This is a genomic window from Bradyrhizobium sp. CCBAU 11434, assembly GCF_028128895.1.
GTDB classification, from domain to species: domain Bacteria; phylum Pseudomonadota; class Alphaproteobacteria; order Rhizobiales; family Xanthobacteraceae; genus Bradyrhizobium; species Bradyrhizobium zhengyangense.
Genome location: NZ_LBJX01000096.1, coordinates 152,549 through 173,310, shown reverse-complemented (window position 1 = coordinate 173,310; position 20,762 = coordinate 152,549). Strand labels below are relative to the sequence as shown.

The 20,762-nt window shown below is 63.7% G+C and carries 20 protein-coding genes and 1 pseudogene; 7 read left to right on the top strand and 14 right to left on the bottom strand.

Translation table 11 applies throughout. The features are described 5' to 3' along the window. Nucleotides 1–55: 55 nt before the first annotated feature. Both ribB and XI06_RS27650 read right to left on the bottom strand, forming a co-directional pair. Complete coding sequence (ribB, locus tag XI06_RS27655) at nt 56–1,132, bottom strand: 3,4-dihydroxy-2-butanone-4-phosphate synthase (protein ID WP_237863469.1); 1,077 nt, start codon at nt 1,130–1,132, stop codon at nt 56–58. A 204-nt stretch (nt 1,133–1,336) separates the two neighbouring features. After that, nucleotides 1,337–3,067 carry a cation:proton antiporter gene (locus tag XI06_RS27650; RefSeq protein WP_237863468.1) on the bottom strand — a complete coding sequence of 577 codons (1,731 nt, stop codon included), beginning with the start codon at nt 3,065–3,067 and terminating at the stop codon, nt 1,337–1,339. Between the two features lie 67 nt (nt 3,068–3,134). Here XI06_RS27650 and XI06_RS27645 point away from each other — a divergent pair, with 67 nt between their 5' ends. Next, a complete protein-coding gene (locus XI06_RS27645) occupies nt 3,135–3,662 on the top strand; it encodes a DUF3124 domain-containing protein (protein WP_333909371.1) in 528 nt (175 codons plus the stop codon). Between the two features lie 255 nt (nt 3,663–3,917). After that, nucleotides 3,918–5,150 carry an aminotransferase-like domain-containing protein gene (locus XI06_RS27640; RefSeq protein WP_271606968.1) on the top strand — a complete coding sequence of 411 codons (1,233 nt, stop codon included), beginning with the start codon at nt 3,918–3,920 and terminating at the stop codon, nt 5,148–5,150. 10 nt (nt 5,151–5,160) lie between these two features. Here the strand turns inward: XI06_RS27640 and hpaD are convergent, their stop codons facing one another. From hpaD to XI06_RS27625, 3 genes are read right to left on the bottom strand one after another with little or no spacing between them, the layout of a single operon-like run. Next, the gene (gene hpaD / locus XI06_RS27635) at nt 5,161–5,817 is read right to left on the bottom strand and encodes a 3,4-dihydroxyphenylacetate 2,3-dioxygenase (RefSeq protein ID WP_271607004.1); all 657 of its coding nucleotides are present in this window, start codon (nt 5,815–5,817) and stop codon (nt 5,161–5,163) included. Further along, a complete protein-coding gene (locus tag XI06_RS27630; protein WP_271606967.1) occupies nt 5,760–6,014 on the bottom strand; it encodes a hypothetical protein in 255 nt (84 codons plus the stop codon). The genes hpaD and XI06_RS27630 overlap by 58 nt, the downstream gene beginning before the upstream one ends. 18 nt (nt 6,015–6,032) lie before the next feature. Then, nucleotides 6,033–6,305, bottom strand: coding sequence for a helix-turn-helix domain-containing protein (locus XI06_RS27625; RefSeq protein ID WP_237863465.1), 273 nt, complete (start codon nt 6,303–6,305; stop codon nt 6,033–6,035). A gap of 158 nt (nt 6,306–6,463) precedes the next feature. Here XI06_RS27625 and XI06_RS27620 point away from each other — a divergent pair, with 158 nt between their 5' ends. The 3 genes from XI06_RS27620 to arsA all read left to right on the top strand — a co-directional run bounded on the left by XI06_RS27620 (nt 6,464) and on the right by arsA (nt 9,409). Further along, complete coding sequence (locus XI06_RS27620; protein ID WP_271606966.1) at nt 6,464–6,928, top strand: hypothetical protein; 465 nt, start codon at nt 6,464–6,466, stop codon at nt 6,926–6,928. Between the two features lie 93 nt (nt 6,929–7,021). After that, the gene (locus XI06_RS27615; RefSeq protein ID WP_237863463.1) at nt 7,022–7,237 is read left to right on the top strand and encodes a hypothetical protein; all 216 of its coding nucleotides are present in this window, start codon (nt 7,022–7,024) and stop codon (nt 7,235–7,237) included. A gap of 414 nt (nt 7,238–7,651) precedes the next feature. Beyond that, nucleotides 7,652–9,409 (top strand): arsenical pump-driving ATPase, encoded by a 1,758-nt coding sequence (gene arsA / locus XI06_RS27610; RefSeq protein WP_237889480.1) that lies wholly within the window; start codon nt 7,652–7,654, stop codon nt 9,407–9,409. Between the two features lie 115 nt (nt 9,410–9,524). On the opposite strand, the gene XI06_RS27605 is transcribed toward arsA, so the two are convergent. The 5 genes from XI06_RS27605 to XI06_RS27585 all read right to left on the bottom strand — a co-directional run bounded on the left by XI06_RS27605 (nt 9,525) and on the right by XI06_RS27585 (nt 14,680). Beyond that, nucleotides 9,525–10,343: an aldo/keto reductase gene (locus XI06_RS27605; RefSeq protein WP_237863461.1), complete on the bottom strand. Its 819-nt coding sequence runs from the start codon at nt 10,341–10,343 to the stop codon at nt 9,525–9,527. A gap of 149 nt (nt 10,344–10,492) precedes the next feature. Further along, complete coding sequence (locus XI06_RS27600) at nt 10,493–12,058, bottom strand: alkaline phosphatase D family protein (protein ID WP_271606965.1); 1,566 nt, start codon at nt 12,056–12,058, stop codon at nt 10,493–10,495. Nucleotides 12,059–12,350: 292 nt separating this feature from the next. Beyond that, on the bottom strand, nt 12,351–12,770 hold the full coding sequence (locus XI06_RS27595) for a hypothetical protein (protein WP_237863459.1): 420 nt from the start codon (nt 12,768–12,770) through the stop codon (nt 12,351–12,353). A gap of 106 nt (nt 12,771–12,876) precedes the next feature. After that, nucleotides 12,877–13,878 (bottom strand): NAD(P)H-dependent flavin oxidoreductase, encoded by a 1,002-nt coding sequence (locus XI06_RS27590; RefSeq protein WP_237863458.1) that lies wholly within the window; start codon nt 13,876–13,878, stop codon nt 12,877–12,879. A gap of 64 nt (nt 13,879–13,942) precedes the next feature. Further along, nucleotides 13,943–14,680, bottom strand: a complete 738-nt coding sequence (locus XI06_RS27585) for an SDR family oxidoreductase (protein ID WP_237889477.1) — start codon at nt 14,678–14,680, stop codon at nt 13,943–13,945. A gap of 160 nt (nt 14,681–14,840) precedes the next feature. Between XI06_RS27585 and XI06_RS27580 the strand changes: the two genes are divergently transcribed. After that, the gene (locus XI06_RS27580) at nt 14,841–15,308 is read left to right on the top strand and encodes a winged helix-turn-helix transcriptional regulator (RefSeq protein WP_237889475.1); all 468 of its coding nucleotides are present in this window, start codon (nt 14,841–14,843) and stop codon (nt 15,306–15,308) included. On the opposite strand, the gene XI06_RS27575 is transcribed toward XI06_RS27580, so the two are convergent. The 4 genes from XI06_RS27575 to XI06_RS27560 all read right to left on the bottom strand — a co-directional run bounded on the left by XI06_RS27575 (nt 15,305) and on the right by XI06_RS27560 (nt 18,815). Then, entirely contained in the window at nt 15,305–16,924 is a 1,620-nt protein-coding gene (locus XI06_RS27575; RefSeq protein ID WP_271606964.1) for a DHA2 family efflux MFS transporter permease subunit, read from the bottom strand. The two genes, XI06_RS27580 and XI06_RS27575, sit on opposite strands and share 4 nt — an antisense overlap. Continuing rightward, the gene (locus tag XI06_RS27570) at nt 16,921–18,078 is read right to left on the bottom strand and encodes an HlyD family secretion protein (protein WP_237870300.1); all 1,158 of its coding nucleotides are present in this window, start codon (nt 18,076–18,078) and stop codon (nt 16,921–16,923) included. The genes XI06_RS27575 and XI06_RS27570 overlap by 4 nt, the downstream gene beginning before the upstream one ends. A 178-nt stretch (nt 18,079–18,256) precedes the next feature. Then, nucleotides 18,257–18,415, bottom strand: coding sequence for a hypothetical protein (locus XI06_RS27565; protein WP_237863453.1), 159 nt, complete (start codon nt 18,413–18,415; stop codon nt 18,257–18,259). A 25-nt stretch (nt 18,416–18,440) separates the two neighbouring features. Next, the gene (locus tag XI06_RS27560) at nt 18,441–18,815 is read right to left on the bottom strand and encodes a PRC-barrel domain-containing protein (RefSeq protein ID WP_237863452.1); all 375 of its coding nucleotides are present in this window, start codon (nt 18,813–18,815) and stop codon (nt 18,441–18,443) included. 142 nt (nt 18,816–18,957) lie between these two features. On the opposite strand from XI06_RS27560, the pseudogene XI06_RS27555 reads away from it, so the two are divergent. After that, nucleotides 18,958–20,757, top strand: a pseudogene (locus XI06_RS27555) (thiamine pyrophosphate-requiring protein). Nucleotides 20,758–20,762 lie beyond the last annotated feature (5 nt).

The following is a 20,762-nucleotide window of genomic DNA, read 5'->3' as shown; positions in this document are numbered from 1 at the left end:
GGGATGCGCTTCGCGCACCCCGGGGCACGCCAAGCGCGTCCCGGGAATGACAGCGCTAGCTTTCAAGCTGCTCGTTGGCGACGATCTCGATGCCGAAGCCGGAGAGGCCCTTGTAGTCGTGCACCGACGAGGTGAGATGGCGGATCGAGGTGACGCCGAGATCGCGCAGGATCTGCGCGCCGACGCCGACCTCGCGCCACTGGCGGTTGCGGTCGGCCTCCGTTGCCGTCTCATCCGGCAGTGGCGATACCGGAACGCCGGCAGCGCCATCGCGCAAGTACACCAGCACGCCGCGGCCGGACTTCTTGAAGTGCTCAAGCACGGTCGCCATGCGCTTGTGGCCGGTAAAGGTATCCTTGACGATATTCGGCTTGTGGAAGCGCGTCAGCACGTTCTTGCCGTCGCCGACACCATTATAGACGAAGGCGACGTGGGCAATGGAATCGAACGGCGAGCGGTAGGCATAGCCCTGAAGCGCCCCGATCGGGCTGTCGGTCGTGAAGGTCGAGACCCGCTCGATCAGCTTTTCGCGCGCCTGCCGGTAGGCGATCATGTCGGCGATGGTGACGTGCTTCAGCTTGTGCCTGGCGGCGAATTGGGCGACCTGCTCGCCCTTCATCACGCTGCCGTCGTCGTTCATCAGTTCGCTGATGACGCCGACCGGCGGAAGTCCTGAGAGCTTGCACAGATCGACCGCGGCCTCGGTATGGCCGGAGCGCAGCAGCACGCCGCCGTCCTTGGCGATCAGCGGGAAGATATGGCCGGGGCGGGCGAAGTCGTTGGCGCCGGCATTGGGATTGGACAGCGCGCGGCAGCAGGAGGCGCGCTCCTCGGCCGAGATGCCGGTGCCGCCGTCCGGCTTGTAGTCGATCGAGACCGTGAACGCGGTGGTGTGCGCGGAATCGTTGTGGGCGACCATCGGATCGAGCCGCAGCCGGCGCGCATCCTCGGTGGTGATGGGCGCGCAGACGATGCCGGAGGTGTGCCGGATAATGAAGGCCATCTTTTCCGCCGTGCAGAATGAGGCGGCAACGATCAGATCGCCCTCGCCTTCGCGATCCTCGTCGTCGGTCACGACGACGAGCTCGCCCCTGGCAAAGGCCTGCAAAACTTCCTGGACGGTATCGGGCATGTCCCAATCTCTATTGGTTACGGGCCGGCGGCTTCACGGACGCCCTAGCCGGGATCGCCTTAGCTGGACTTGGAGCCCGACGCTAGTGTCCTGGATGCAACCGCATATGCCCGGAGCCGCCTCCCCCGGCCAGGCTTTCAGGCTTGCACCGAAGATACCAGCGATATAGGCGCACGCCGGCCAGACGGAAGACGGCCCCAGCGATCAGGGCAGCACCTCGCCCCGCTCGCCCAGCCGAGCATCGAGCTCGGCGCGCTTGTCGGCCAGCAGGCCGGCCTGGGCCGCCTCGATCACCGTCAACAATTCATGAGCGTCGCTGAGCCGGGTCACGGTCACGTAGCTGGCGCCGGCCGCATAGAGCTCGCCGACGTCGGAGAGGAGATCGGCCGTGGCGACGATCGAGGCATTCGGATTGAGGGAGCGGACATGGCGGACCAGCTTCTCGTTGCTGGCGCCCTTGAGCAGCGCGTCCGGTACGCTGAGGATGATCATCTCGGATTTGCCGATCCCGGCATGGAGCAGCGTATCGACGTTGCTGATATCGCCATAGATCACGTGCAGGCCGCGCGAAAGCAGGGTCTGGTACACATTGGGGTTGAAGTCGACCACCGTGATCTGTTCCAGCAGCACCGGCGCCTGCCGCTCGATCTCGGCCAGCAGCGCGCTCGCCGCGCGGAAAAAGCCGAGGATGACGATGCGGCGAGCCTCGCCATGGCCGCCCTCGTGGCCCTCTTCGGCATGGCCGTTGCCGTGATCGAGATCGCGGAGGCCAATCCGCTTGAGCGGGCCGATGGCCCAGCGGGTGATCTCGTCGCTGCGCGTCATGACGAAGGTCGAAAGCACGGCCAGCACCACGAAGGCGAAGGAAGCCGCATTCGCCGTTTCGGCTGCGATGTGGTTGTCGGCGACGCCGGTCTGGATCACCACCAGCGAGAACTCGGAGATCTGCGCCAGATTGATCGCGGGCAGCAGGCTCGCGCGCAGGCCCTGCTTCATCAGATAAAGCGGCGTGAAGGTGGTGACGACACGGCTCACCACCGTGAACGCAGCGATCATCAGCGCCAGCCCGATCACCGAAAGGCTGGGCACCGGAATGGTCATGCCCAGCGCCACGAAGAACAGCGTGATGAAGAAGTCGCGCAGCGTCGTCACCTTGGCCGTAACGTCGAGTGCGTAGGGAAAGGTCGACAGCGAGACACCGGCGATCAGGGCACCCATCTCGCGCGACAGCGAGAGCTGCTCGGCGGTCTCGGCGACGAGAAAGCACCAGGCAAGCGCCCCGAGCAGGATCAGCTCGGGCCGGCGGGCGATCTGGTGGAACAGCCGCGGCAGCACGTAGCGGCTGACCAGCAGCGCGGCGGCGACCAGCACCGCGACGCGGCCGATCGAAAGCAGGATCACACTAATCTGCAGATTGGCCAGGCTAGGCTGCACCGCCAGGAACAGAATTGCAAAAATGTCCTGGAGCACCAGCACGCCGAGCGTGATGCGGCCGGGCAAGGTGTCGAGCTCGCGCTTCTCGTAGAGCACCTTGACGATGATGACGGTCGAGGACAGCGCGCAGGCAATGCAGAGATAGAGCGCATCGAAATGGCCGCCGCCGAGCGAAAGCCCAAGACCTGCAAAGAACAGGATGCCGAGCAGGCAGCCGCCGAGCAGCTGGCCGCCGGCCGCGAACAGGATCACCTTGCCCGCCCGCACGATCTTCTTGAGGTCGATCTCGAGGCCGATCATGAACAGCATGAAGATCAGGCCGAGCTCGGAGATGACGCTGATCGATTCCTGCGACTTGACCCAGCCGGCGCCGAATGGACCTATGCAGAAGCCGGCGATAAGGTAGGCCAGGATCAGCGGTTGCCGGGAGAAATGAGCGAGCAGGCCCAGCATCCAGGCAAACAGAATACAGAGAGTGATGTCGCGAATGAGCTCGTGCATGCCAGACCGGTCCGTTTTGCCGCACCCTAGAGACCGCGTGCAGCGCGGCAAACGAGCAATTCGTCACATGCGGGCGAGCCTCGCCGCTGCAATGCTGCTATGCCCCCTCGCCTGCGCTGGCCCGGCGGGCGCGCAGCCCAAAGTGAACCTCGAACAGACTTTTGCCGATTCGCTCGCGGCGATGCCGAAGGAGGAACTCGCTGTCTCCGGCGGCTTCTACGTGCCCGCCTATTCGAGCGTGGCGATGAGCCAGGGCAAGCTGCGGGTCGATTTCTCGGTGACGCTGAGCGTCCACAACGCCTCGGAGACGCAAGCCCTGGTGGTCCGGCGCATCGCCTATTTCGACACCGCGGGCAAGCAGGTCGAGAGCTATCTGAAGGCACCAGTCGCGGTGAAGCCGCTCGCCACCATCTCGGTCGTCATTCCAACCGATGACGTGCGCGGCGGGACCGGCGCCAATTTCATCGTCGACTGGGCCGCCACGGGCGAGATCGCCGAGCCTGTGGTCGAGGCCCTGATGGTCGGCGGCGTCGCCAATGCGCATTACGCTTTCATCAGCCAGGGTCGTCCGACCAGGACGGTGGGCAAGAAGTAAAGCGGCCACTGCTTCGAGCCAGTGGCGTCGCGCCCTCGAATCGAAAACCCGAAAACAACCCCATGCACAGTAGCCGCTTCAGTGAAATCAACGCCTTGTTCGCATGCGCGACGGAGATGCGGATTTTACGAATTTTGTTTGACGCGTCGGGCAAAACACTGGCATGATGTCATCATCGAAATCGCCGTGCCGGTCGGCACCAAGCCGGCCGCCCAATAAAAACAACGCTCAATAAAAGCAACGAGGAACACTCCCATGACGTCCAGCTTCGATTTCGCACCCCTGTTTCCCGCAGGGCTGCCGGCCCCTTCTGCGCGCTGGACAGGCCTTGCCAAATACAGCTTTGTCGGCGGCAATAACGATTCCGAACAGGTGCCGCTCGACGAGCTGATCGAAGCGGCCAATCAAGCCTTGCGACGCGAGGGCCGCTCGCTTGCGACCTATGGCCTGGCGCATGGCCCGCAGGGTTACATCCCACTGCGCGAATTCCTGGTGACAAAGCTGAAGCGCGATGCCGGAATCAGCTGCACGACCGACGATCTCATGATCGTTTCGGGCTCGCTGCAGGCGCTCGACCTCGTCAACAATACGCTGCTTTCGCGCGGCGACACCGTGATCGTCGAGCAGGAAACGTATCAGGGAGCGCTGCAGCGGCTGACGCGGCTGGGCGTCAACACCGTCGGCGTTCCCCTCGACGACGACGGCATGCGGATGGACGCGCTGGCCTCCACGCTCGCCGACCTCAAGAGCCGCGGCATCCGGCCCAAATACATCTACACCATCCCGACCGTGCAGAACCCGACCGGCAGCATCATGCCGGAGGGCCGCCGCGCCGAACTGCTGCGCCTGGCGGCCGAATATGGCGTGCCCGTCTTCGAGGACGATTGCTATGCCGATCTGGTCTGGTCCGGACAACGGCCGCCAGCGCTCTACGCGATGAGCCAGAATGGCGGGGTGATCCACGTCGGCTCGTTCTCGAAGTCGATCGCGCCGGCGCTGCGCGTCGGCTTTATCGTGGCGCCCTGGGATGTGATGTCGCGAATGCTGGCGCTGAAGACGGATGCCGGCTCCGGCGCGCTGGAGCAGATGGTGCTCGCCACCTATTGCAAGCCGCACTTCGCAAGCCATGTGCCGGCGCTGTCCAAGGCGCTGCGCACCAAGCTCGACACGCTGATGGAAGCCCTCAACGAGCAGTTCGGAACCGCGGCCGAATTTAGGGAACCCAAGGGCGGCATCTTCCTATGGGTGAAGCTGCCCGACCAGGTCGATACGCTCAAACTTTATCAGGCTGCGCTTGCCGCCGGCGTCTCGATCAATCCGGGGCCGGAATGGTCGACCAACAAAGGCTATTCAAGCTCGCGCCTGCGGCTGTGCTTTGCGAGCCCTTCGCATCAGCAGATCCGCGACGGCGTCGCCGTGCTGGCCGACGTCTGCCGCAAGGAGTTCGGCGTGCCCTCGCGCAGCGCCAATGTGGAGAAACGGACCTGACGCCAGCGTGTCAGGTGTCGACGTGGAATTCCACGGTGACCTGGCCGCTTCCGGACGACGGGAAATAATCACAGAGCTGTTCTGCCGTCCCGCGATAATCGTACCACCCGAGCGCGGCGAACAGCATGATCGTGTCAGCCATGCCGCCCTCGCCATTGCATTTGGTGGCGTAGTCCGGGAGCATATCCAGGAACTCGCGATAGCGGCGGGCCTGCCATAGCTCGAGCACGCGCAAATCGACCTGACGATTGAATTCGCTGGCAACCGACGTCCATGCCTCGGGCCCCAGCTTCTTGTTCGGCCAGAGCCGATGCGAGAGCGATCCGCTGGCGAGAATTGCGACCCGTTCACCGGATTGGTCGATAGCCCGCCGCGTGGCTTCGCCGAGCAGCCGGCTCTCCTCGAATGACGTGAACAGCGGCGAGGCGACGGAGACCACCTTCGCGAAGCCGTCCGGGTTCATATAGTGCATTGGCACGATGGTGCCGTATTCCAGCCCAAGGCTTGCGACTTGATGCGCGGTCACGTTGAGATCCGCGTCGAATGCCCTGTCCGCAATCGCCTTGGCGAGATCGGTATCACCGGGCAGATCGTATCGCAGATCCTGGATCATCTGCGGCGCCTCGTGGCTGGTGAACGCGCCGCGATGCCGCTCATTGGCGTTGATGTGGTAGCCGAAATTGGAGAGCCAGTGGTGTCGAACACCACGAAGCAGGTGACGCCGCGCTCTCTCGCCCGCCGCCCGAGCTCGCGCAGGGACGCGACCGCCGGCTCGCGCGCCGCGCGCAACGGGCTGCCTGATATCTCCGACAGCATCAGGGAAGGAACATGGGTAACCTTCGCCGCGAGGACGAGCTGGCCCATAGCGGTCACCTCAAGGTGTCAGGCTGCCTGAGGCTGGCTGCCGTGGATTGCCGAGGCAAGCCGAAGCAACAGGACGATCGAGACATTGCCCTTGCCGGCCTCGATCTGGGCGATATAGCGCTCCGAAATGCCGGAGCGTCGGGCCAGCTCCCGGCGCGACAGCTCGCAACGGGCGCGCGACGACTTCAGGCGCTCGCCCAGCTCGGCCAGAAACGCGGTCTCGGAATAAGGCGGCGCGGCACGGCTCCCCGGCAGCACCTCACCCGCGAAATCCATGACTTGATTCAGCATCGCTCTCACCACGTTCGCCTTCGGGAAGCGTTATCTTACCCTCCGCACGCACGGCCTCATTGACGCGGATCAAATTCGCGCGCGATTGGGGCCGGCCGTGGACGATCGCAAAGGGAATGCTAGACTTTGGAATTGTTCGAGGCGGGGCCTTTCGGGACATGATGCGTTATTTGAGCCGCTGGACCACGGCGGCGGTGCTTTGGATTGCATTCACTTCGCTGGCGGGTGCCGAAACGCTCGCGGCGACGGTCGAGCAATGGGGCCTGCTCGGCTCCTGGGCGGTCGATTGCGCTGTCCGACCCGACCGCGACAAGGGCGCGGTGCTCACTTACGAAATCCGCGGGGATGGCCGGGTGATGTATCGGCGCGATTTCGGCGACGCCAAGGACGAGAACGAGGTCGTGTCCGCCACCGTCAATGCCGAAGGCCTGCTCAACCTGATGGTCTACTTCCCCACGCTGCATCAGACCCGCCAATTCGGATTGCTGCTTGCGAAGGACGGCAGCCTGCGCGCGATCTACAATCGCAGCGAGCGCGGCGAGTACACGATCAGGGACGGCAAATACGTCAAGACTGGCGTGCCGACGCTTCCGCAGCAACGCTGCAGTCAGCAATCGTCCTGATCCTGAACATCCATTCAGAATTCTCTTCCCGTTCCTTCGGAACGTTCAAACGTATGCGCCGTTCTCAATTGCATTACGTTGGAGGAGGACATCATGAAGAAGCTTGGTTATGTCGTTGCCGCTTTGGGTGCGCTTGCGGTTGCGGCGCCGACGCTGGCGAGTGCCGAGACCATCGTGGTCGGGCACGAGCATCACGGCTACGGCGCCCGCGCCGAAATGCGCGAGCATCGCGACAATGGCTGGCATCGTGGCTGGCATCATCACGACCGTGTCGTGGTGATCAGGCACGGCCATCACCACATGTACTAATGCGCAACGCAAATGGAAATGGCCCCTCGCGGGGCCATTTCTTTGCGTTGAAAGCATGCCGCAAGTTTTTGAGTTAGATCAATCCGCTGGTTTGTGTCGGACCTATTAATTGGCGGCCCCTAGCAAAAAGGGGAGGGCATCGACCATGAAATCGAATCCACTGAGGCCGCACACCCCTGACGATGATCCAGAACCCGGAACGCCAGGTACCGCCGAAGACCTCTGTCCCGAATGCGCGGGAACCGGAAAAGTGGCAGACAAGGTGACTGGCAAAGAGAGTGCTTGCGAACGCTGCGACGGTACCGGCATCATCATCCAGGGCGTCGGGTAGTGCTCGACGCGATGCAATTCCCGGGTCGCCACTTCCACAAGGGGCATCCCGCATAACCGCATGCGACCCAGGTACGAGTTTTGATGCTTCACTTTCGCGCGCTAGACGCTCCGACATTCTTTCTCTTCTTTACTGGCAAGGGCGGCGTCGGCAAGACCTCGCTGGCCTGTGCTACCGCCATCGGTCTGGCCGACCGTGGATCGCGTGTCCTCCTCGTCAGCACCGATCCTGCATCGAACCTCGACGAGATGCTGGAAGTCAGGCTAACAGATAGTCCCGCGCCGGTGCCGAACGCGGCCGGGCTCTTCGCGATGAATATCGACCCGGAGACCGCAGCCGAAAACTATCGAACCCGCGTGCTCGAACAGCTAGGGCCCTCGGTTACTGCTGAGGAGAAATCGACCGTACGCGAGCAACTTTCCGGCGCTTGCACGACCGAAATAGCCGCCTTCGACGAGTTCGTCGGCCTGCTGGATGGCGATATGGCGGGGTTCGACCATATCATTTTCGATACGGCCCCGACCGGCCACACGTTGCGGCTTCTTAGCTTGCCCAAGGCATGGACCGGCTTTCTGAAGGACAACGACCGTGGGGCATCCTGTCTCGGCCCACATTCAGGTTTGAAGATGCAGGAGGATCGATTTCGACAGGCGCTTCAAGCGTTGGGCGATCCCAAGCGGACCACCGTTGTCTTGGTCACCCGCGCCGATCGGAGCGCGATCCGCGAGGCGGCTCGAACTTCGGGCGAACTCGATGCGCTCAATCTCTCGAACCAGACTCTCGCTGTGAACGGACGCTTTCACGCCACGGACCCTACTGATGTTGTGGCAGTCGCCCTTGAGAAGGAGCAGGACGAGGCTCTCGCCTCGATGCCAGCGTCGCTGACGAAACTGCCGCGAGACGAAATCCCATTGTTCGGTTTTGACATCGTGGGCCTCACGGCCCTCAGGCGGGTGTTGGCGCCATCCAATCCACCGCCTCCGAATGAGGCCGCCGAACAAGATGCCAAGCCGATCGACTTGCCGGGCCTCGACCGGTTGGTCGATGACATCGCCCAAGGAAAGCATGGCCTCATCATGGTCATGGGCAAGGGCGGCGTCGGAAAGACGACGATTGCCGCTGCCATCGCTGTGGGACTTGCCAAGCGCGGACACGCCGTTCACCTCAGCACGACAGACCCCGCCGCCCATATCAATTTCGTGGTTGATGGCGTGATGCCGGGCCTGACGGTGGATCGGATCGATCCCCGGGTTGAGACGGAACGCTATGTCGCAAAAATACTGGCGAGCCGTGGCCGCGACCTAGACGAGCAGGGCAAGGCGCTTCTGCTTGAGGACCTGGCTTCGCCATGCACTGAGGAAGTCGCTGTGTTTCATGCCTTCTCGCACGTTGTTGCGGAGGCGCGAAGCGCCTTTGTGGTCCTCGATACGGCTCCAACAGGCCACACCCTACTGCTGCTCGATGCGACTGGCGCTTATCATCGCCAGATGACAAGCCAACTAGAACCGAGCGGACCGGGGCGTATTGTTACCCCGCTGATGAGGCTGCAGGACCCCACCCACACCCGGGTGGTCCTGGTAACTCTGCCAGAGACAACTCCAGTTTCAGAGGCGGCTGCTCTTCAGCAAGACCTGCGGCGTGCCGGTATCGAGCCATTTGGTTGGGTCATCAACAAGTGCCTCGTCGCTTCGGGACCTCACGATCCCTTGCTGCGGTCGCGGCTGGCGAGAGAGCGGACGCAGATTGCTCGCGTTCGGGACGGTCTGGCAGAACGGTCATACATGGTTGGCTGGCAAAGCAAGCCTCCTGTCGGCGTTGAGGAGCTTGAGGCGCTGTCATAATTGACCCGCTCCCTGATGATGTCCACTCAGGGGCGCAAGCAGGAGTGCTCTGATGAAGCATAGGATTTCTGCTTGCTCCCGAAAGCCGACATCGGCGCCTTTATCGGTACACGCCCTAATCCCACTCAGGCCCGAAGCCGGGATTGACGCAGCGCCTGTCCTTCGGCAGCGCGGCGATCTTCTTGCGATCGGCATCATCCAACTCGATCTTCAGCGCATCCAGATTGGCCTGCTGGCTCTCGCGGCGTGACGCCTTCGGGATCGCGGCGACGCCGTCCTGGTCGAGCAGCCATTTCAATGCGACCTGAGCCGCGCTCGCATTGTGCTTGGCGCCGATCTCGGCGAGCACCGGGTCGGTGGCAAAGCGTCCCTGCGCCAGCGGGCAATAGGCGACCAGCGGGATCGACTTCGCCCTGAGATAGGCCAGCACCTTCGATTGATCCAGCATCGCGTGATATTCGACCTGGTTGCAGGCGATCGGCGCCTTGATGTCCTCGACCGCGATCTTGAGCAGCGCCGTGGTGAAATTGGCAACGCCGATCGCCCGCGTCCGCCCCTCCTCCTTCAGCTTCATCAAGGTCTCGAACACCGCGCCCCAGTTCGCCGATCTCGACGGCCAGTGAACGAGATAGAGGTCGACATGGTCGAGCCCGAGCTTCTTCAGGCTGGCGTCGAAGGCGCGGCGGATCGCATCCGGGCTGAGATTCTCGTGCCACACCTTGGTCGTGATGTGCAGCTCGCCGCGCGGCACGGAGCTAGCGGCGAGCGCGGCGCCGATCGCCTCCTCGTTGGCATACATTTCTGCGGTGTCGATGTGGCGATAGCCGATCGACAGCGCGCTCTCGACCGCTTCACGGCAGACATCGCCCTGCATGCGGAAGGTCCCGAGGCCGAGCTTGGGCATGCTGATGCCCTGTGTTTTCAGATTGTCCATAGAACAGGCTCCCTGAGGCATTTCAGCCCGCCGGATGCGCGCGGCGATGCCGCGTGAGCAGACTCTTCGGTGAGGGAAAAGAGGTGGCGGGAACGGGCATCATAGCGCGGCTGGCGCGGGACGGCCAATCAAGATCGGGTTAGCACTCCTCACAAATGCTGCGCCACCACCGCGGGACGCGCCTGCGGTTGAGGCATGATGTCGACCGACCAGAGGTCGCGATTGTCGACGTCCTTCAAGGTCACCGTCATCACGCCGCTCACGCCATCGATGTCGACCCGGCCGAAGAATTGCAGGCCAAAACACGGCGCCAGATTCTCGCCCTGGGCTTCGCTGCAGCCATTCCGGTACATCGCCACGGGGCCGAACGTGTTGTCGAGCTCGCCGGGGCCCCAGGTGCCGGCATGGAGCGGACCGGAAACGAACTCCCAGAACGGCTCGAAATCCTGGAATTGCGCCTTGTTCGGATCGTAGTAATGCGCGGCGGTGTAGTGCATGTCGGCGGTGAGCCAGACGACGTTGCGGACACCGGCGCGCTTGATCGAGCCGAGCAGATCGGCGATCTCGTGCTCGCGCCGGTCAGGCGGCCCATCGCCGAGCGCGACGGCATCGAGACTGATCAGGCCGATCGGCAAATCGGCTGCAATCACCTTCCAGGTCGCCCGCGAGGCGGCGAGCTCGCGCTTCAGCCAGGCAAGCTGCTCGGCGCCGAGAATCCAGCCGCGATGATCGCCGCCCTTGTTCCAGGTGTCGTCGCGATAGCTGCGCATGTCGATCATGAAGACGTCGAGCAGCGGCCCGTAGGCGATCTTGCGATACACCCGCCCCTGCCGCGGGCCGAGATCCCTGATCGGCATGAAGTCGAAGAAGGCGCGGCGGGCGCGCGCGACCAGGCGCGGCGTGCCGTCGTCCTCAAAGCCGGCCTCGTCATAGCTACCCTTGGGCGACCAATCGTTGGTGACCTCGTGATCATCCCATTGCGCGAACATCGGCACCTCGGCGTGGAAGGCGCGAAAATGCGCGTCGATATGATTGTATTTGTAGTTGCCACGGAATTGCGCCAGCGTGTGCGCGACCTCCGATTTCTCCTCGGTCACGACGTTGCGCCAGATCTCGCCGTTCGGCAGCTTCTGCTCCGAGGGAATCGTGCAGTCCGCATAGATGTGATCGCCGGAGTGAATGAAGAAATCCGGTCTGTTGTCGAGCATGGTGCGATAGCTGCGATAGCCGCCGCGCGAGATGTCGATGCCCCAGCCCTGCCCCGCGACGTCGCCCGACCACAGGAACGAAATCGACTGGCCGGCGGCCGGCGCGGTGCGGAAATGGCCGATGCGGCTTTCGCCGGCGATGCCGGTCGCGATGTCGTCGAAGCGCACGCGATAGAAGATGTCCTGCCCGGGCGGCAGGTCGTCGAGCAAAAGCTTTGCGGTGAAGTCTGCGTCCGGCAGAGCATCAGTTGACGCCGAGGCGATGATGGTCTTGAAGCTCTCGACGGTCGAACACTCCACCTGCATCCGGGCGGGCCGGTCGGCGCGCGCCCAGATCACGGCCGAGCCGTCCGAGATATCGCCGGACTGGATGCCGCCCGCGATCTGCGGCCGATCGGCGGCGCGGCTGATGCCGGGTTTTGCGAGCGAGGCGATGGCGAGAGAGGATGTGGAGCGAACCAGGAACTGCCGCCGGGTCCATGCGCGCGAAGCGCGGTGCGTTGCCATCAAGGAAACCTTCGTCGAATCGCGACGGAAGGTGCCTGCGTCGTTTGACGACGAGCTTACGGTTTCCTGACTCGGGGCCTACGGTTTTGCGACGGGGAGGTGACGGGCCGGATGCAGCCGCGAGCCGCCGTGCTCCCTCGCCCCGTTCTTACGGGGAGAGGGTTGGGGTGAGGGGCGCTATCCGCGATCACGCTGGGAGTTGGACTCGCGGAGAGTCCCCCTCACCCGGAATCCGCGCTGCGCACGCATTCCGGCCTCTCCCCGCACGCGGGGAGAGGCGAAGAGAAGCGCGTCAGTGTTTCCAGTTGCAGATGCCGCCGGAACGGCAGGGCCAGGTCTGGATGCGCGTGTCCATCGCCTGCGCGTCCAGCGGATTGCCGTGGCGATGCGCGAGCTTGGTTCGGGCGGCGCCGCGCGGCTGTGTGCTCTTGCTGTGAGCGATCTTCGGTTCTGAGACGTGCACGCGTTCGGCCGCGACCTTCTTCGGCACGTCGACCGGTTCTGCACGAGCTTGCGCCTCGTTACCGCCCTTCGCTTCCATCGCAACAGGGGCGAATTGCGTTTCGGGCCCGAGCCGCTTCGGCGACAGCACGGCCTTGGAGAGATCGAGACCGAGATATTCGTCAGGCTTGTAGTCGTCAGCGCGCGCGATACCGCCCACTGCGAGCACGAGGGCAATGGCAACCGCAAAGGGAACGCTTTTCAGGACCACGGACGCCTCCTGAAATGATTGTTAAAGAGTAATTTACTCCTATTTAGGAGGCGCCGCGTGCATTTCCAGCGGCCAGATGCGGCCGTGGTTAAGAAGTTTGGCGGTGTCAGGCGACCTTTTGCGTCGCACCCGTCCCATCCAGGAACCCGATCAGCCTGTTACGGATGATTTGTTCCGCCTCCGCCATGATGCGATCGACCAATTCCTTGCAGCTGGGGATGTCGTGGATGAGACCTGCGACCATGCCGCAGCTCCAGGCGCCGGCATCCATCTGCCCCTCCAGCATGATCTTGGGATAGACGCCTGCGACCTGGTCGTGGATGTCGTCGATCGTGAGCTTGTCGCCCTTCGTGCGCTCGATCTCGAGCAAGCGATCGACATTGGCGTTCTTCAGCACCCGCTCGGTGTTGCGCAGGGCGCGCATGATCAGGCGGGTGTCGAGCTCGGTCGCCGCGACCAGCGCGTTCTTCACGTTCTGATGGACCGGCGCTTCCTTGGTGGCGATGAAACGCGTGCCCATGTTCATGCCGGCCGCGCCGAGCGACAGGGCTGCGACGAGGCTGCGCCCGTCGGCCATGCCGCCGGAGGCCACGAACGGGATCTTCAATTCCTCCGCCGCGCGCGGCAGCAGGATCATATTGGGAATGTCGTCCTCGCCGGGATGGCCGCCGCACTCGAAGCCGTCGACGCTGACGGCGTCGCAGCCGATCCGCTCGGCCTTCAGCGAATGCCGCACCGAGGTGCATTTGTGGATCACCTTGATGCCGGCCGCTTTCAGCGCCGGCATGTATTGCTCCGGGCTGCGGCCCGCGGTCTCCACCGCCTTGATGCCACCCTCGACGATGGCGGCGATATATTCCGGATAGGGCGGCGCCGCGAAAGTCGGCAGGAAGGTGAGGTTCACGCCGAACGGCTTGTCCGTCATGTCGCGGCAGCGCGCGATCTCCTTGGCCAGCAGCTCCGGCGTCTTCTGTGTGAGACCGGTGATGATGCCGAGCCCGCCGGCATTGGAGACGGCCGCAGCCAGCTCGGCAAAGCCGACGAAATGCATGCCGCCCTGGATGATGGGATGCTCGATGCCGAACAGTTCGGTGATCGCGGTCTTCACGTAGGTCGCCTCCCGGATTTCGGTTTGTATTGCGGATCAGTCTAGCCGCAGTCTTGCGCCGCGGTCACCATTTCTCGCCGAAGGGGCGGATCTCCATTTCGAAGGTCCAGGCACTCTTCGGCTGCTGATAGAGCTGCCAATAGGAATCGGCGACGGCCGACGGCGGCATCAGCAGATCAGGATTGTCGAGCGCGTTGGGGCCGAGCGCCTCGAGACGGCGCTGCCGCACCCATTCGGTATCGACCCCGGAATCGATGATGAGATGGGCGACGTGGATATTCTTCGGCCCGAGCTCGCGCGCCATCGCCTGCGCCACGGCGCGCAAGCCAAACTTGGCGCTGGCAAAGGCGGCAAAGCCACTGCCGCCGCGCAAGCTTGCCGTCGCACCGGTGAAGAAGATGTTGCCGCCACCGCGCGGCAGCATCAGCCGCGCCGCTTCGCGCCCCGCGAGAAAGCCGGAATAGCAGGCCATCTCCCACACTTTCCGAAACACGCGCTCGGTGGTGTCGAGAACAGGGAAATTGACGTTGGCGCCGACATTGAAGATGCAGACTTCCAGCGGCGCATGCTTGTCGGCATCGGTGAGGAAGGAGATGACCTCCTCCTCTTTCCGCGCGTCCAGCGAGCGCGCGTGGATCTCGCCGCCGGCAGCTTCGATGTCCTTTACCAGCGGCGCGAGCTTGTCGCCGTTGCGGCGACCGGCAAAGACAGTGAAGCCCTCGGCAGCAAATTTCTTGGCAATCTCGGAGCCGATGAAATCGCCGGCGCCGATCACGGCCGCGGTCGCGTTTCGCTTGGGCAAGGTCGCCTCCTCCGGTGAGCGTATGATTGAGCTGGAGGCTATAGTTCTAAAATAGAACTGTCAAACTTCCCTGCCGAATGTTAGCCTATGGCGCAAATTGCGCTGATCATTCAAGTCAGTTCCTTTTTCTGACTGACCAAGCCGTGGCGGAGACAGGATCATGAAATGGGATACGCTGGAGGAGGAGCCCTGCTCTCTCGCCCGCACCGTCGCCGTGGTCGGCGACCGCTGGACGCTCTTGATCCTGCGCGAATGTTTTCTGCGCGTGCGCCGCTTCGAGGCGTTTCAGTCCTCGCTCCAGATCACGCGGCATCTGCTATCCGAACGGCTGAAGAAGCTGGTCCGCTTCGGCATCCTGCGCCGCGTCCCCTATTCCGAGGCGCCGAAGCGCTACGAATACATCCTGACGCAGAAGGGCCTCGACCTCTATCCTGTTATCATGGCGATGGTGCATTGGGGCGACACCCACATGGGCGACGAGCGCGGCCGCCCGCTGCTGCACGAGCACAAGAGTTGCGGCAAGCAGTTCGATCCCGTGATGGTGTGCTCGGAATGCGGCGAGCCGCTGCATGCCAAGCAGGTGCATGTGCATGCGGGGCCGGGGCGACGAGGCGCTGACGCAGCCTAGTGTCCCCGCGCCGGCGCGCCGAGATCGATCGGGCGCAGCACGGCTGCGGTCGGAATCATCAGCACGGCGACGATCGCGAGCGTCCAGAACACGTCGATATAAGCGAGGAAGTCGACCTGCTGTTGGAGGGTTTTGCCGACCCAGGAGACAGCCTGCGAGGCAGCATCGCTCGCGTTCGAGCCCTGGGCCTGGAAGTAGCGCGTCATCGCGTCGATGGTCTGCTGGTAGCCGAGGTCGGAGGGCGCTGCGTGTTCGATCAGGCGGCTCTGATGGAATTGCTGGCGCTGCGCAAGGATCGTCTGCGCCAGCGCCACACCCATGGAGCCACCGATATTGCGGGCGACGTTGATCAGCGCGGAGGCCTGGTTGGTCTTGTCAGGCGGCACGCCGTCATAGGAGGCGGTCGTCACCGGCAGGAACAGGAAGGGAAGACCGATGGCGAGGAAGATGCGGGCCAGCGCCGCGTAGCCGTAGGTGATGTCGCCATTGAGCCCGGTCAGATGCCACATCGAGAACGCCACGACCGCGGCGCCGAACATGATGAGATATTTCGGCTGCACGGTGCTGACGAGCCTGCCGACCACGGGCATCAGCATCAAGGTTGCAATGCCGCCGGGCGATAACGCGAGGCCGGCCAGCAGCGCGGTATAATTCAGCTCGGTCTGGAGCAGTTGCGGCAAGATCTGCGTGGTCGAGATCAGCACCGCGCCGGTGCCGAGCATGACCAGGAAGCAGGCGGCGAACTGCCGCCGGCCGAGCAGCCGGAGATCGATGATCGGCTCTTCGCGCGTCAGCTCCCACGGGATCAGTGCGAGCAGCGACACCGCCGACAGCACCGCGAAGAAGACGATCAGGTTGGAGCCGAACCAGTCGTTGCGCTGGCCTTCGTCGAGCACGTATTCGAGCGAGCCGAGCCCGATGGCGACCAGCGCGAAGCCGATATAGTCGACCCGCAGGCCCTTGCTCAGCAGCTTCTCCCGCTCCTCCTCCGCACCCGATGGTTCCTTGACCAGCGTACCGACCAGGAACAGCGAGAGCATGCCCATCGGCACGTTGATCAGGAACACCCAATGCCAGCTGTAGGTATCGGTGATCCATCCGCCGAGCGTCGGACCGATCACCGGTGCGACGACCACGGCGACGCCGTAGATGGCAAAGGCCTGGCCCCGCTTCGCCGGCGGGAAGGAGTCGGCGAGGATCGCCTGCTCGCTGGTCGCCATGCCGCCGCCACCGAGGCCTTGCAGGATGCGGAACAGCACCAGCGCCTCGAGATTCCAGGCGAAGCCGCACAACAACGACGCCACAGAGAAGGTCGCCACGCAGATCATGTAAAAGCGCTTGCGGCCGATCACTGTCGACAGCCAGCCCGAGATCGACAGCACGATGGCGTTGGCGACGAGATAGCTGGTGATGACGTAGGTGCTCTCGTCGATGCCTACGGCGAGACCGCCGGCAATGTGGCGCAACGCGACGTTGGCGATGGTGGTGTCGAGCACCTCCATGAAGGTCGCGATCGAGACCACGAAAGCGATGAGATAAGGATTGTGCCCACCGGCCGCCGAGCGCTCCGGCGACCAGGCACCAGTGGACGCGCCGTTTTGCGAGGCGTCGGTCATCGCACCTTGGTCCAGGGCACGACCGACATGCCAGGGCCAACGGGCAGATCCGCCGGCCAGGTGTCGACCAGGATCTTCACCGGCACGCGCTGCACCACCTTGACGTAATTGCCGGTGGCATTCTCCGCCGGGAGCAGGCTGAACGCGGTGCCGGAGCCCGGCTGCACGGAATCGACATGGCCGGTCAGCTTGCGCCCGGGATAGGCGTCGATGCGGATCTCGACCGGCTGGCCTGGCCGCATGTCGGCGAGTTGCGTCTCCTTGTAATTGGCGACGATCCAGACATCGTCGGGGACGAACATCATCAGGCTCTGCCCCGCCGTGACGAACGTGCCCTTGGCGCCCGAGAGCTTGACGACGCGGCCGGACTGGGCCGCGACGACGCCGGTATATTGCAGGTTGAGCCTGGCCTGATCGAGCTGCGCCTGCGACTGCTCGAGTTGCGCCTTGGCGCCTTCCAGCTGCGCCTGAAGCGTCTTGATGCCGACCTGGGCAACCGCCACCGCGGTCTTGCTACGCTCGGTGTTGGCTTGTTGCGACTGAAGATCGGAGCGGGTCTGCTGCTGACGCTGCACGGTGCCGGCGCCCTTCTCGACCAAATCTTGTGCACGGTTGAACTCCTCCTGCGAGAACTGCAGCTGCGCTTGCGCCTGCTCGAGCTGCGCCTGGGCCTGCTTGATCTGCTCCGCTTGCGAATCGATTTGCGCCTCGACATTGGCGATGTTGGCCTTGGAGACCTCGACCTGCGCTAGAGCCTGATCGACGGCGATGCGATAATCGCGCTCGTCGATCCTGGCGAGAATATCGCCGGCATTGACGTGCTGATTGTCCGTCACCGGGATGTCAGTCACGTAGCCGCCGACCTTCGAGGTCACGGAGAAGCTGCGGGCGGCGACGAAGGCGTCGTCGGTGGATTCGTAGTGCCGGACCTGGAGCCAATAGAGCAGCCCGCCGACCAGAGCCGCGATCAGCACGATGGCGCCCACGGTTGCGAGCAGCCAATGCTCGGCAATCCGCTCGCGCAGCGTCGGAGCCTTGTCCGGCTTCGCCGGCTGCTCCTTGGTCTCGTGCTTGGCATCAGGCGAAGTCTTTGGAGCTTCCACCTTCTGCGGCTGCTCCGCGGACGGCCCACGCTCCCGGGTTTGAGCATCCACTGCGAATACCTCGATCGGGATTTTTGACTGGCGTGGTGCGCACACGCCGGCAGCCTAACCGCAGCCTCAAGGCATGGTTCCGGCCCGCGGGAGCACCGCTGTCATTCGTGAATGCATCGCACGGAAAAGAAGCGCGGCACTGTTCCCGCCGCGCTTCACCGATGGCATTCGCACTGGGTCAGTGCGTCTTGGTCTCGTGCCATTTCTCCAGGTCCGGCTTCTTGTCGCCGGACTTCTGCTCCTTCTCCGGATTGCCCTGCCAGGGCCTGTCCGTCTGGGCGTGCGATCCCCAGTCGTTCTGAGTCCGGGGATCGTCGGTGGGCTTTTCCTTGCTCATCGGGTCTCCCTCTCTCTGTCGCGGATCAAGCGAAGGGAACGCCGTAATAGGCATTGATGCCGCGCGTGGCGGCGTCATCGCTCCAGTTCCAGTCGCTGCGCTCGCCAAATTTCGGCGCGTCTTCGAGCGCCTTGGCGGTGATTCCGGTGACATAGCCACCGAGGTCGGTGTCGTATTTCAGCGACTGCCAGGGCAACGGATAGTGATCGTTGCCGAGCCCTAAAAATCCGCCGAAGCCGAGCACGGCATAGGACACCCTGCCGCTGACCTTGTCGATCATTACGCGCTCGATCGAGCCAATACGGTTGCGATCGGCACCATAGACCGATGTTCCCTCGACCTTGTCGCTGCCGATCAGACGGCCCATCTCGCTGCGGTCCATCTCGCCTTGATTCAACATGTCTGTTCTCCACTCAGCCGATGTGGGGATCAACTTGCGAGACAGGGCGATCGTTCCCGAAAGCAACTGCGACCAAACAGGAACATCGCCGGGAACGCGCTGTTCTTGGTTTTCCATCCAAGGAAACCGGGAGCCGTCCACGATGTCCGAGACCGTCTCCGACTTCATCGTCCAGCGTCTGCATCAATGGGGCGTACGTCACATCTTCGGTTACCCCGGCGATGGCATCAATGGCGTGTTCGGCGCGCTGAACCGGGCTGAAGCCAGGGACGAGACCAAAATCGGCTTCGTGCAGGCCCGCCACGAGGAGATGGCGGCGTTCATGGCGTCAGCCTATGCGAAATTCTCCGGCGAGCTTGGCGTCTGCATCGCGACCTCTGGCCCCGGCGCCTCGCATCTCATCACCGGGCTCTACGACGCACTGCTCGATCACCAGCCGGTGCTGGCGATCGTCGGTCAGCAGGCGCGAAACGCGCTGGGCGGGAGCTATCAGCAGGAACTCGATCTCGTCTCGATGTTCAAGGACGTTGCCGGCGCCTATGTCGCACAGGCCTCCTCATCCGCCCAAGTGCGGCATCTGATCGACCGCGCGGTGCGGATCGCGCTCGCACGCCGGGCCCCCACGGCGATCATCCTGCCGAGCGACCTCCAGGAAGAACCCTATGACGGGCCTCCGCGCGCGCACGGCACCTTGCATTCCGGTGTCGGCTACAGCGCACCCCGAATGCTGCCGCGCGACGTCGAGCTCGATCGTGCCGCGGAGGTGCTCAATGCCGGCAAGAAGGTCGCGATGCTGATCGGTGCCGGCGCACTGCACGCCACTGACGAAGTGATTGCGGTCGCCGATCGCCTGTCCGCCGGCTGCGCCAAGGCTCTCCTCGGCAAGGCGGCGCTGCCGGACGACCTGCCCTGGGTGACTGGCTCGATCGGCTTGCTCGGCACTGAGCCCAGCTACACCATGATGATGGAATGCGACACGCTGCTGATGGTCGGCTCCGCTTTCCCTTACGCAGAATTCCTTCCCAAGGAAGGTGCCGCGCGCGGCGTTCAGATCGACATCGACGCCGGCATGACGTCGATCCGCTTCCCCATGGAGGTCAGCCTGGTCGGCGATGCCGCGGAGACTTTGCGGAGCCTGCTGCCGCGGCTCGCACCCAAGAGCGACGGCGCCTGGCGCAAGGGCATCGCGGATGACGTCGCCAAATGGTGGACAACGCTGGACGGCCGCGCGCATCAGCCTGCCGCACCGATCAATCCGCAGCTCGTCGCCTGGGAACTGTCGCCGCGCCTGCCCGAGAACGCCATCATCACCAGCGATTCCGGCTCCTGCGCCAACTGGTTTGCGCGCGATCTCAAGATCCGGCGCGGCATGACGGCCTCGCTCTCCGGCGGCCTCGCCTCGATGGGTGCCGCCGTGCCTTACGCGCTGGCCGCGAAATATGCCCATCCTGACCGCCCCGTGATCGCACTGGTCGGCGACGGCGCCATGCAGATGAACAACATGGCCGAGCTGATCACGGCCGCCAAATACTGGCGATCCTGGCGCGATCCGCGCTTCGTCGTCTGCGTCTTCAACAATGAAGATCTCAACCAGGTCACCTGGGAGCAGCGCATCATCAATGGCGATCCCAAATTCGAGGCCTCCTAGCGCATCCCCGACGTGCCCTATTCGCGCTTCGCGGAGATGATCGGCCTCACCGGCATCTTCGTCGACAGCCCGCAACTGCTCGGCTCGGCCTGGGACCAGGCGCTGGCAAGCGAGAAACCGGTCGTGTTGGAGGTGAAGACCGATCCCGAGGTGCCCCCGCTGCCGCCGCACATCACCTTGCAGCAGGCGAAGAACTTCTCGCTCGCCTTGATGAAGGGCGATCCCAACGAGAGCGGCGTGATCAAGGGCGCAGCACGGCAGGTGCTGGAAAAGATCCTGCCCGGAAAGGAATGAGGTGA

What these genes read in the sequence shown, in the direction of transcription:
- ribB (WP_237863469.1), bottom strand. Translation starts at nt 1,132, where the DNA reads ATGCCCGATACCGTCCAGGAAGTTTTGCAGGCCTTTGCCAGGGGCGAG.
- XI06_RS27650 (WP_237863468.1), bottom strand. Translation starts at nt 3,067, where the DNA reads ATGCACGAGCTCATTCGCGACATCACTCTCTGTATTCTGTTTGCCTGG.
- XI06_RS27645 (WP_333909371.1), top strand. Translation starts at nt 3,135, where the DNA reads ATGCGGGCGAGCCTCGCCGCTGCAATGCTGCTATGCCCCCTCGCCTGC.
- XI06_RS27640 (WP_271606968.1), top strand. Translation starts at nt 3,918, where the DNA reads ATGACGTCCAGCTTCGATTTCGCACCCCTGTTTCCCGCAGGGCTGCCG.
- XI06_RS27630 (WP_271606967.1), bottom strand. Translation starts at nt 6,014, where the DNA reads ATGGGCCAGCTCGTCCTCGCGGCGAAGGTTACCCATGTTCCTTCCCTG.
- XI06_RS27625 (WP_237863465.1), bottom strand. Translation starts at nt 6,305, where the DNA reads ATGCTGAATCAAGTCATGGATTTCGCGGGTGAGGTGCTGCCGGGGAGC.
- XI06_RS27620 (WP_271606966.1), top strand. Translation starts at nt 6,464, where the DNA reads ATGATGCGTTATTTGAGCCGCTGGACCACGGCGGCGGTGCTTTGGATT.
- XI06_RS27615 (WP_237863463.1), top strand. Translation starts at nt 7,022, where the DNA reads ATGAAGAAGCTTGGTTATGTCGTTGCCGCTTTGGGTGCGCTTGCGGTT.
- arsA (WP_237889480.1), top strand. Translation starts at nt 7,652, where the DNA reads ATGCTTCACTTTCGCGCGCTAGACGCTCCGACATTCTTTCTCTTCTTT.
- XI06_RS27605 (WP_237863461.1), bottom strand. Translation starts at nt 10,343, where the DNA reads ATGGACAATCTGAAAACACAGGGCATCAGCATGCCCAAGCTCGGCCTC.
- XI06_RS27600 (WP_271606965.1), bottom strand. Translation starts at nt 12,058, where the DNA reads ATGGCAACGCACCGCGCTTCGCGCGCATGGACCCGGCGGCAGTTCCTG.
- XI06_RS27580 (WP_237889475.1), top strand. Translation starts at nt 14,841, where the DNA reads ATGAAATGGGATACGCTGGAGGAGGAGCCCTGCTCTCTCGCCCGCACC.
- XI06_RS27575 (WP_271606964.1), bottom strand. Translation starts at nt 16,924, where the DNA reads ATGACCGACGCCTCGCAAAACGGCGCGTCCACTGGTGCCTGGTCGCCG.
- XI06_RS27565 (WP_237863453.1), bottom strand. Translation starts at nt 18,415, where the DNA reads ATGAGCAAGGAAAAGCCCACCGACGATCCCCGGACTCAGAACGACTGG.
- XI06_RS27560 (WP_237863452.1), bottom strand. Translation starts at nt 18,815, where the DNA reads ATGTTGAATCAAGGCGAGATGGACCGCAGCGAGATGGGCCGTCTGATC.